This is a genomic window from Micromonospora foliorum (assembly GCF_022229015.1).
GTDB lineage: Bacteria > Actinomycetota > Actinomycetes > Mycobacteriales > Micromonosporaceae > Micromonospora > Micromonospora foliorum.
In genome coordinates this window covers 18910-27184 of sequence record NZ_JAKKFF010000218.1, presented here as the reverse complement: position 1 = coordinate 27184, position 8275 = coordinate 18910, and the positions used below count along the sequence as shown (strand labels likewise).

Sequence of the window (8275 nt, the reverse complement as noted above, 5' to 3'; positions counted from 1 at the left end):
CGCAGGTCGCGGCCCTGCCCGCGCACGCCCGCGCGGCGGCCCTCGACCACGTGTCCCGGCGGCTCGCCGAGCGCGCCGACGAGATCGCCGCCCTGATCACCGCGGAGAACGGCAAGCCGCTCAAGTGGGCCCGCGCCGAGGTCGGGCGTGCGGTGTCGACCTTCCGTTGGGCCGCCGAGGAGGCCCGCCGCTTCTCCGGTGAGTTGCAACGACTCGACACCGACCCGGCCGCCGGCGGGCGGATCGCCCTGGTCCGCCGGGTGCCGCGCGGGCCGGTGCTGGGCATCACGCCGTTCAACTTCCCGCTCAACCTCGTCGCCCACAAGGTGGCGCCGGCCATCGCCGTCGGCGCGCCGATCATCGTCAAGCCCGCGCCCGCGACGCCCCTGACCGCGCTGCTGCTCGGCGAACTGCTGGCCGAGACCGACCTCCCGGCCGGGATGTTCTCGGTGCTGCCGCTGCCCAACGACCGCGCCGCCGAACTGGTCACCGACCCCCGGCTACCCGTGGTGTCGTTCACCGGCTCCGGGCCGGTCGGCGCGGCTCTCCGCCGCGCCGCGCCGGAGAAACACGTGACGCTGGAGTTGGGCGGCAACGCCGCCGCGGTGCTCTGCGCGGACTGGACCGCCGACGAGGACCTGGACTTCGCGGCGCAGCGCATCGCGACGTTCGCCAACTACCAGGCCGGCCAGTCGTGCATCGCCGTCCAGCGGGTGTACGTGCACCACGCTCGGTACGCCGACTTCCTGCCCCGACTGGTGGCGGCGGTGCGGGGGCTGCGGACCGGAGACCCGGCGTCCGAACTGACCGACGTCGGGCCGATGGTGTCCGAGGACGCGGCCCGCCGGGTGGAGACGTGGGTGGCCGAGGCCGTCGCCGCCGGCAGCACCGTCGAGGTGGGTGGCCTCCGCGACGGTGCGAGCTACCCCCCGACCGTGCTCACCGGCGTGCCGGCGAACGCCAAGGTCGTGGCCGAGGAGGTGTTCGGGCCGGTGCTGGTGGTCGCCCCGGTCGCCGACGACCAGGCCGCGTTCGCCGCGGTCAACGACTCGGCGTACGGCCTGCAGGCCGGCGTCTTCACGCGGCGCCTGGACGTGGCCTTCGCCGCCGCCCGCGCGCTGGAGGTGGGCGGGGTGATCGTCGGCGACGTGCCGTCGTACCGCGCCGACCAGATGCCGTACGGCGGGGTGAAGGGCAGCGGCGTTGGCCGGGAGGGGCTGCGCAGCGCGATGGACGACTACACCGAGCCCCGGGTCATGGTGCTGACCGGCCTCGCCCTCTAGCCCAGCGGCGCTGCCGCGCTAGTCGGCCTGCCAGGTGCCGTCGTCGTGAACCCGGGCGGGGGCGCGGCCGAGCAGCAGGGTGGTCAGCGCGGCGTCGATGGTGTCACCGAGGAACCACTCGCCGGCCTGGTCGAGCGCGAAGACCCGACCGCGCTCGTCCACCGCCAGGATGCTGTCCTGCTGCTCGGTGCCGATCGGAAAGAGGCGTACGCCGAGCACCGCGCCGAAGTCCGCGAGGGTGTCGGCGGTGTGCGCGATGGCGTGCGGGCGGATGTCGAAACGGGAGATCCACACCTGCTCGCCCCGGCCGCGCCGCGCGCCAACCAGGCTGGGGAACGCGGTCAGCGCCTCCACGGCGGCGGGAAAGACCTCGTGCCGATGGTTGCGCCCATGCACCGACGTGACGTCCCGTACCGCGGCGGCGGCCATGATCTGATCCCCGATGTGTGGCCGCCATCCGGCCGCGACCAGCGCGTTCGCGACCTCCGCCGGGAAGCGCCCAGGATCGGGGTCGGGTGCCTCGGGTGCCTGCCAGGTCTCGGTGTAGGCGCGAGTCGACTCCGGCAGGACGTTGGCCCGGATCAGGAAGCTGATGCACGAGTCGCAGGGCCGCTCGGCAGGCCCACCAGCGGGATCACCCGGCTCACGGATTCGGAAGATCTCGAAGCGGGCGTTCTCCAGCAGCGCGGCTGCCTCGGCCCGCCCCATCGGCGCGATGCCCTCGGCGGCGCGGCGGTGGTCGTACTCGTGCAGGACGTCGGAGACCACGATCAGCTCCGCGTGGGCCTCACCGCCGCGAACCAGCTCGCCGGGGGGCAGTTGGTGGAGGTAGTCGCGGACGAGCGGGTGATGGTTGAGCGGCACGTCGGCCTTCGTGCCCTGGGCCGTCCAGATCCGTCCGTCGATGGTCAGGTGCGCGGCGGTGTTCGGGGTGGCGCCCCGGTGGATCTCCCGGACCAGCAGGCTCGACGGATCGACAGTGCGCGGAGCGGTCGGCCCGGCGGGCTGGCTACGCCGGTACAGCTCCGCCACCACCGTGCTCGGCACCCGGGGCCAGGTGGTGACCTTGCCGGTCTGCTTGTCGATGACTGTCGTCGGCAGGTCACCCGGCACCGTGCGCACCTCGGTGGGCACGACGGACGTGATGACGTAACCAAGGTCGAACTCGTCGACCATCGCGGTGCACTCGTGGCCGAGGCGCTGCGAGTCTCGGCGGGCCCAGGTGGCCGCGAGCTGCTCGGCCTGTTGACGGTCGATCACGCATTGAAACTACCGGACTACACGGATCGATGGCGGCCGGTATTGTTTCGCTCTACCGACGGTGACGGGAGGGGCGGCGGTGGACGAACAGGCGGACCGGGGCGTCAATCGCGAGCTACGCGCCCGATTCGACGACGTGTATGGGCAATATCAGCAGCTCAGATCCGGTTTGGACACCCTCCAGACGCGGCTCGCCGCGCTGCGGGTGACCCGCCGGTCGGCCGACGGGCAGGTGACGGCGACGGTGGGCGCGCAGGGCCAGCTGATCGAGGTCGAGCTGACGTCGGCCATCTACCGGGACCGCGACGCCGGGGCGCTCAGCCGAAAAGTCACCGAAACGATCCGGCTCGCCGCGACCGCCGCCGCCGACGCCACCCGCGACCTCGTGGCCGAGAGCATGCCGACCGGCTCCGGGGCGACGGACTTCCTCAAGACCGGCGACTACGCCGCGCTGCTCGGTCGGGCCGACGCCGTACTCGGCGAAGGTGAGGCGAAGGCATGACCGACGGGCAGCTCTGGCTTGATCCGTCCCGGGCGCGCCGGGGAGGTGCCGACCTGGCGCTCGCCGGCGAGGCGGTGACGGCTCGTCGTGCGGCGGAGGGTGGTGCGATCGAGGCCGCCAGCGGTGCCCGGCCCTGGGGCCGCGACGACATCGGCGCGGCCTTCGAGCGCAACTACCGCGGGTTCGAGCAGACGGTGCTGCGGGCCTGGGCCGGCGTCGGGCACCGGCTCACCGAGCTGGGCAGCGACGTGGTCGAGGCGGTCGACGCGAGCGTGCAGACCGACGGGGCCAGCGCCGCCCGGGTCGGCCGGGCCGCCGACCGGCGCTGACGGCCGGCGATCCCGATGACCGTGCTGCCGAGTCCCGTCCCGCACCCACTGGACTACGCGCCGTGGGACGTGCCCGGCTGGATCTACGAGGCCCTCGACTGGGTGGTCGGCGTGCAGTGGCCGGAGGGCAACGAGCGGGCCGTCTGGGACGTCGCCGACCAGTGGTACGCGGTCGCCTCCGTGCTCGCCGGGCCGCACGCCGACGCCGCCACGGCCGCCGACGAGGTGCACAACGGGTACGGCGGCGTCGGGGCGGTCGACGCGGCGTTCGAGGCGGCCTGGCGGGGGATCGCCGAGGGCGCCGACGCCCCACTGCCCGTGCTGCTCGCGGTCACGGCCGACCTGGGTCGACTGGTCGAGGAGTGCGGCTGCGACATCGAGGGCGCCAAGCTGGAAGTCTGGATCGAGCTGGGCATCCTGGTCATCGAACTGCTCACCGTGGCAGTGGCAGCCGTGTTGACTGCCGGGGCCGCAACCCCGGCCGCCGGCGCGGCGATCACCGCGACGCGGCTGCTGGTTCAACAGATCTTCAAGCGGCTGATGGGCCAACTGGCCAGCAAATCCCTGAAACACGGGCTCAAGGAGGCCGGCGAGCGGGCCGCCAAGGAGGTCGCCCGAGGGGGGGCACGGGGGCTCGCCAAGCGGGCCGCCCGTGAAGGGCTGGAGGAGGCCACCGAGGAGGCCGGGGTCACCCTCGCCACCCAGGCGTACCAGAACTCCACCGGGCGGGCACACGGCCTGGACCTCACCGATCTCGGCGCGTCGGCGGTCGGTGGGCTCGCCGGTGGGGCGGTGGCGCCACTGGCCGGCCTGGGCCGGCACGCGACCGGGCGAGCGGCGAAGGTCGGCGAGCACCTGGGGCGGGAGATGACCGGCGAGGTGCTCGCCGACAGCGCGGCGAGCCTGGCCACCGGCCAGGGCCTGACCTCCATGGAGGACGTGGCGCGTGCCGCCGCGTCCGGGGCCACTGGTTCGGCGACCGGCCAGACCGACCACGCGCTCCGCGCCCGGCTCGACGCGCAGGCCAACGCCCTCGCCGGAGCGTCGTTCGCGGGTCCCTCCCTTCCGTCCGTGCTGCCTGTCACGGGAGACGCGGCCTCCGCGGGGGCGTCTTCCTCCTCGGCGGTCTCGTCCGCGGGGTCCGCCAGTGGTATGGCCTCCGGTGGTCTGGTTACGGCAGCCGGCGTTCCGGTGCAGGCGACGGAGGCCGTCACCGCGTCGTCGCCGAACCAGTCGGCTGCGCCGACGCCCCCGGGCATCGAGCAGTCACGGGAAGCCGGGCCGACCTCTCTGGTCGCTCCCGACGTGCACACGTCGGCACCGATGCCGCTTGGTGCGGCGTCCGACGTGGACGTGGTTGACCGTTCGGTACGCGTGTCCGAGGCGACGCCGTCGACGGACGGGCCGTTCGGGGAGAGGGCGGGCGTAGCGCCCCCAGTCACGGTCGACGCCACGCTCTCCGCGGTGAACCCGGCCACGTCGGCGGTCGGTGCCGACCCGGCCGTATCGCCGGTGGGTGCCGACCCGGCAACGTCGGCGGTGGGTGCCGACCCGGCTACCTCGGCGGTGGGTGCCGATCCGGGCCGGTCGGCGGTGGGCGCTGATCCGAGGCTTTCGTCGGTGACCGTCGACCCGAGGCTCTCGTCGGTGGCCGCGCCCGTGGCCGGTCCCCTCGAATCGGGCAGCGGGCCGGCTGCCACCGGTGCCCCACCGGCCCACCCCGGCAGCTCGCCGTACGCCACCACCTCCGGGCCGACCGCCTGGCCACCGGCGGCTGGCACTTCCGCACCCACGGTCACCCCAGGCCCGGCGGCGCCGGTCACCTTCGGCGTCCCGACCACCACCAACGGGCCGCTGCCGGTCGCCTCCACCCCACCGGTGGTCGGTCGGTTCGCCGTGCCGTCGCGTGTCCCGACGCGGGTGACACCCGCACCGGTGCGAGCGCCCGACCATCCGGCCCGGGGAAGGGCGTCGATCCCCGTCGACGTGGCCGCGTTCGGTGCCCCGTCGGTGCGCGAGCCCGAGACCAACGACTCGTACGCGGCGCAGTGGGCAGCCGCGGCTGAAGCCGCCGAGCGGCGGCGCTACCAGGACCACTACGAATCGCTGCGGATCGGGTTCGAGAACAACCGCCGGCAGGCCGAGGCCGCCCGACTGCACACCCGTGCCGCGGAGCACGATCGCCGAGCCGTCGAGTACGCCAGCTACGCCCGACAGTTGCACCAGGCCGGCAACCGGCAGTGGGCCGACGGCTGGCAGCGCGCCGCGAACGAGGAGACTCGCGCGTACTCCGAATGGCGTGACCTGGCAGACGCGGTGCTGGCCGGCAGCACGGCCCCGCCGGTCGTGGACATCAGCGCCACCTTCGAGCACGCCAACCGGGACGTGGGCGCGCTCGCGCTCGGCGCGGTGGAGACGACCGGCCCGTCCAGGCTCACCGGCGACGACGATCCCCCGCCGATCGACGACTCCCGGCCGTACGGGCGGCCCGGAGGACTCCGGCCACCGCTCGCCCTGCACCAGGTCGACGTCGAACGGCAGATGCCCCGCGAGCGGGACGGCACAGTCACCCGCACCGCCGACCCCCGACAGGGCGGCTGGTTCCGGCTGCTCAACGACGGCGGTCCCGCGGCCGACGCCACCCGGGGCATCAACTGCCTGGACTGCACGCTGTCGCTGTTCGAGACATGGGTGCACGGCCGCCCCCGGGTGTCGGCGCCGCGGACCTTCGACGGCTACCTCGACGGTGACATCCGGCGCCCGATTCGTGGCGAGGCGGGCGGCCCGGGCCGGGTGGAGGACGTGACCGGCGGACGCTTCCAGCAACTCCTCGCCCCCGCGTCCAACCAACGTCCGGACGCCGCCCAGGCGCGGCAGGCCGCCGACCGGGGCTACCGCAACCTGCACGACCAACTGCTGCTGGGCGGCCACGGCAGCTACTCGTTCCTGGTCACCGAGTGGGCGCACGGTGGTTCGCACGCCTGGGTGGCGCTCAACCAGAACGGCACGGTGCTCTACGTGGACCCGCAGAACGGCGTGGTCCGGGACCGGCCGCTCTACCCCGACGTGGTCGGCATCGACGCGCTGGTGCTGAGCGGAGACGGCCGCCCAATGCCGCTCGGCGGCCTTCCCCGGGGCCGGTTCAGCGAGCGGCCCGACCTGCCGGATCACCCGCCTACGCACGACGACAGCGGCCACGGCGACCCGTACATCAACCGGATGTACCTGCTCCTCGACGGCCCGGGCTCGGCCCCGTGGTCGCCCGACCCCAACGCTGATCTCGACCAGCCCCCACCGGGTAGCGGTCCTGCCCGCGTCGTTTCCTCGGCCAACAGCCTGGACGGTGTCTTCGCGGCCGGGGTGACTCCCGTCGAGTTCGCGACGGCGGTCGACGCACCCACCCTTCGCCGACTGGTGCCGGACCTTGACGAAGCATCGGCACGGGATCTCGTGCGACTGTTCGACGACGACCGGGTCCGGGACATGCTCGACAGCGCCCGGCGAGAGCCACCCCCCAACGAGCCGGACCTGGCCGAGCGCCTGGTTCGGCAGTTGGTGCAGCACCCGGACCTGGCGCGCATCATCCAGTCCACGCCTGAACTCGCGAAGTCGCTGACGGCCCGCCCGCTGACCCTGTATCACCTGGCCAGTCATCAACAGGCCATCGATGTCCTCGCCGAGGTGTTGGACGACATCGCCCAACAGGAGGCAGCAGGGCCCGGGGTGTTGGCACAAGCGACGGAGACCGGTCGAGATGTGGACCGACCACAGCCAACGCCACTCACGGACGACCAGCGGCGGGCCAGCGCGAGTATTCGGATTCCGGATGATCCACCGACCCAACCGGGATTCGAGAAGCGTCGTCAGTCTGACCCTTCGTATCGGCAGCACTACCTCGACGATCTCTACGCAGCGGCGGCTGTTGCCCAGGCGGAGCTGAATCAGTTTGCCATATCCCTGGCCCATGTCGGTGATCACCGGGTCGGTGAGCCCGGCTGGCGTCCTCAGCCCAAGGATCGTCGTCGAGCCGAGGACAAGGTGACCAAACACCAGGGCGACGCTTCCAAGTTGCTCGACCTGGCAGCCGCGAAGGTCGAGTTCCGCAACCTCGACGACCTCTACGCGGCACTCGAGCGGATACGCGACCACCCTGACGTCGTGATCGTGAGTTGCCAGGACCGGTTCGTGTCTCCCGAGGACAGCGGTTACCGGGACGTGCAGCTCGTACTGCGGACACGGAACGGGCACCTCGCGGAGTTTCGTCTGCACCTGGCCGCGCTCGACGAGATCGCGGTCTGGGAACATGCGCTGTATGAGGTGCGCCGCGATGTCGACGCCTTGGCCCGAATCGAGGGCCGAGCGTTGACGAGACGCGAGGGAGCGATCGCAGATGGCATCCTCCGCCGCGAACAACAGCTGTTTTGGCAGGCGCTGCAGTCGACTTACGAGGGGAACGCTTGATGGCCCAAATGCCAGGTCTGGTGCTCCCGTCCTACTACCTGTACTACCAGTCCCCGGTAAAAATTGTGGAGACGCCCGACGGCGGAGCCAGGGTTTGGCGTGTTTCGATCGATACCGGCGCTTGGCAGGAGAAGAACGACCTATTCAGCGAGATCGTCTTCGACATCGGCGGCGACGTATTCCGGCGCACTCCTGAGGACTTCGTGCAGGAGGTAGAGCGGTTCCGGGCTCACTATCTCGAGGGCGAAGGTCCGATCTTCGCGCTGTACGAGACGGTGCAGGCGGTCAGGGACGTGGCGAAGGCCGAAGATCGTCACCTGACGCCGAAGGAACAGGCGCTCATTCGTGGGATCCGGCAGCGCACGTTCGTCATGTTCGAGGAGCAGCTCCGCGCGGCGGGCGATCCTGGCGCGGACCCCGATATAGCGAGAGCGGCGTAG

Annotated in this window: 6 protein-coding genes; 5 read left to right on the top strand and 1 reads right to left on the bottom strand. The window is 72.3% G+C overall.

The window, feature by feature from the left end:
• On the top strand, positions 1–1283 hold a 1283-nt coding region (locus PSH25_RS16910; protein ID WP_238659993.1), incomplete at its 5' end, for an aldehyde dehydrogenase family protein.
• Between the two features lie 18 nt (positions 1284–1301).
• On the opposite strand, the gene PSH25_RS16905 is transcribed toward PSH25_RS16910, so the two are convergent.
• Positions 1302–2543 carry an SUKH-3 domain-containing protein gene (locus PSH25_RS16905; RefSeq protein WP_238659992.1) on the bottom strand — a complete coding sequence of 414 codons (1242 nt, stop codon included), beginning with the start codon at positions 2541–2543 and terminating at the stop codon, positions 1302–1304.
• Between the two features lie 79 nt (positions 2544–2622).
• On the opposite strand from PSH25_RS16905, the gene PSH25_RS16900 reads away from it, so the two are divergent.
• From PSH25_RS16900 to PSH25_RS16885, 4 genes are read left to right on the top strand one after another with little or no spacing between them, the layout of a single operon-like run.
• The gene (locus PSH25_RS16900; protein ID WP_238659991.1) at positions 2623–3045 is read left to right on the top strand and encodes a YbaB/EbfC family nucleoid-associated protein; all 423 of its coding nucleotides are present in this window, start codon (positions 2623–2625) and stop codon (positions 3043–3045) included.
• Positions 3042–3374 (top strand): hypothetical protein, encoded by a 333-nt coding sequence (locus PSH25_RS16895; protein ID WP_112582405.1) that lies wholly within the window; start codon positions 3042–3044, stop codon positions 3372–3374. The genes PSH25_RS16900 and PSH25_RS16895 overlap by 4 nt, the downstream gene beginning before the upstream one ends.
• Before the next feature lie 15 nt (positions 3375–3389).
• A complete protein-coding gene (locus PSH25_RS16890) occupies positions 3390–7835 on the top strand; it encodes a toxin glutamine deamidase domain-containing protein (RefSeq protein WP_238659990.1) in 4446 nt (1481 codons plus the stop codon).
• The gene (locus PSH25_RS16885) at positions 7835–8275 is read left to right on the top strand and encodes a hypothetical protein (RefSeq protein ID WP_238659989.1); all 441 of its coding nucleotides are present in this window, start codon (positions 7835–7837) and stop codon (positions 8273–8275) included. The genes PSH25_RS16890 and PSH25_RS16885 overlap by 1 nt, the downstream gene beginning before the upstream one ends.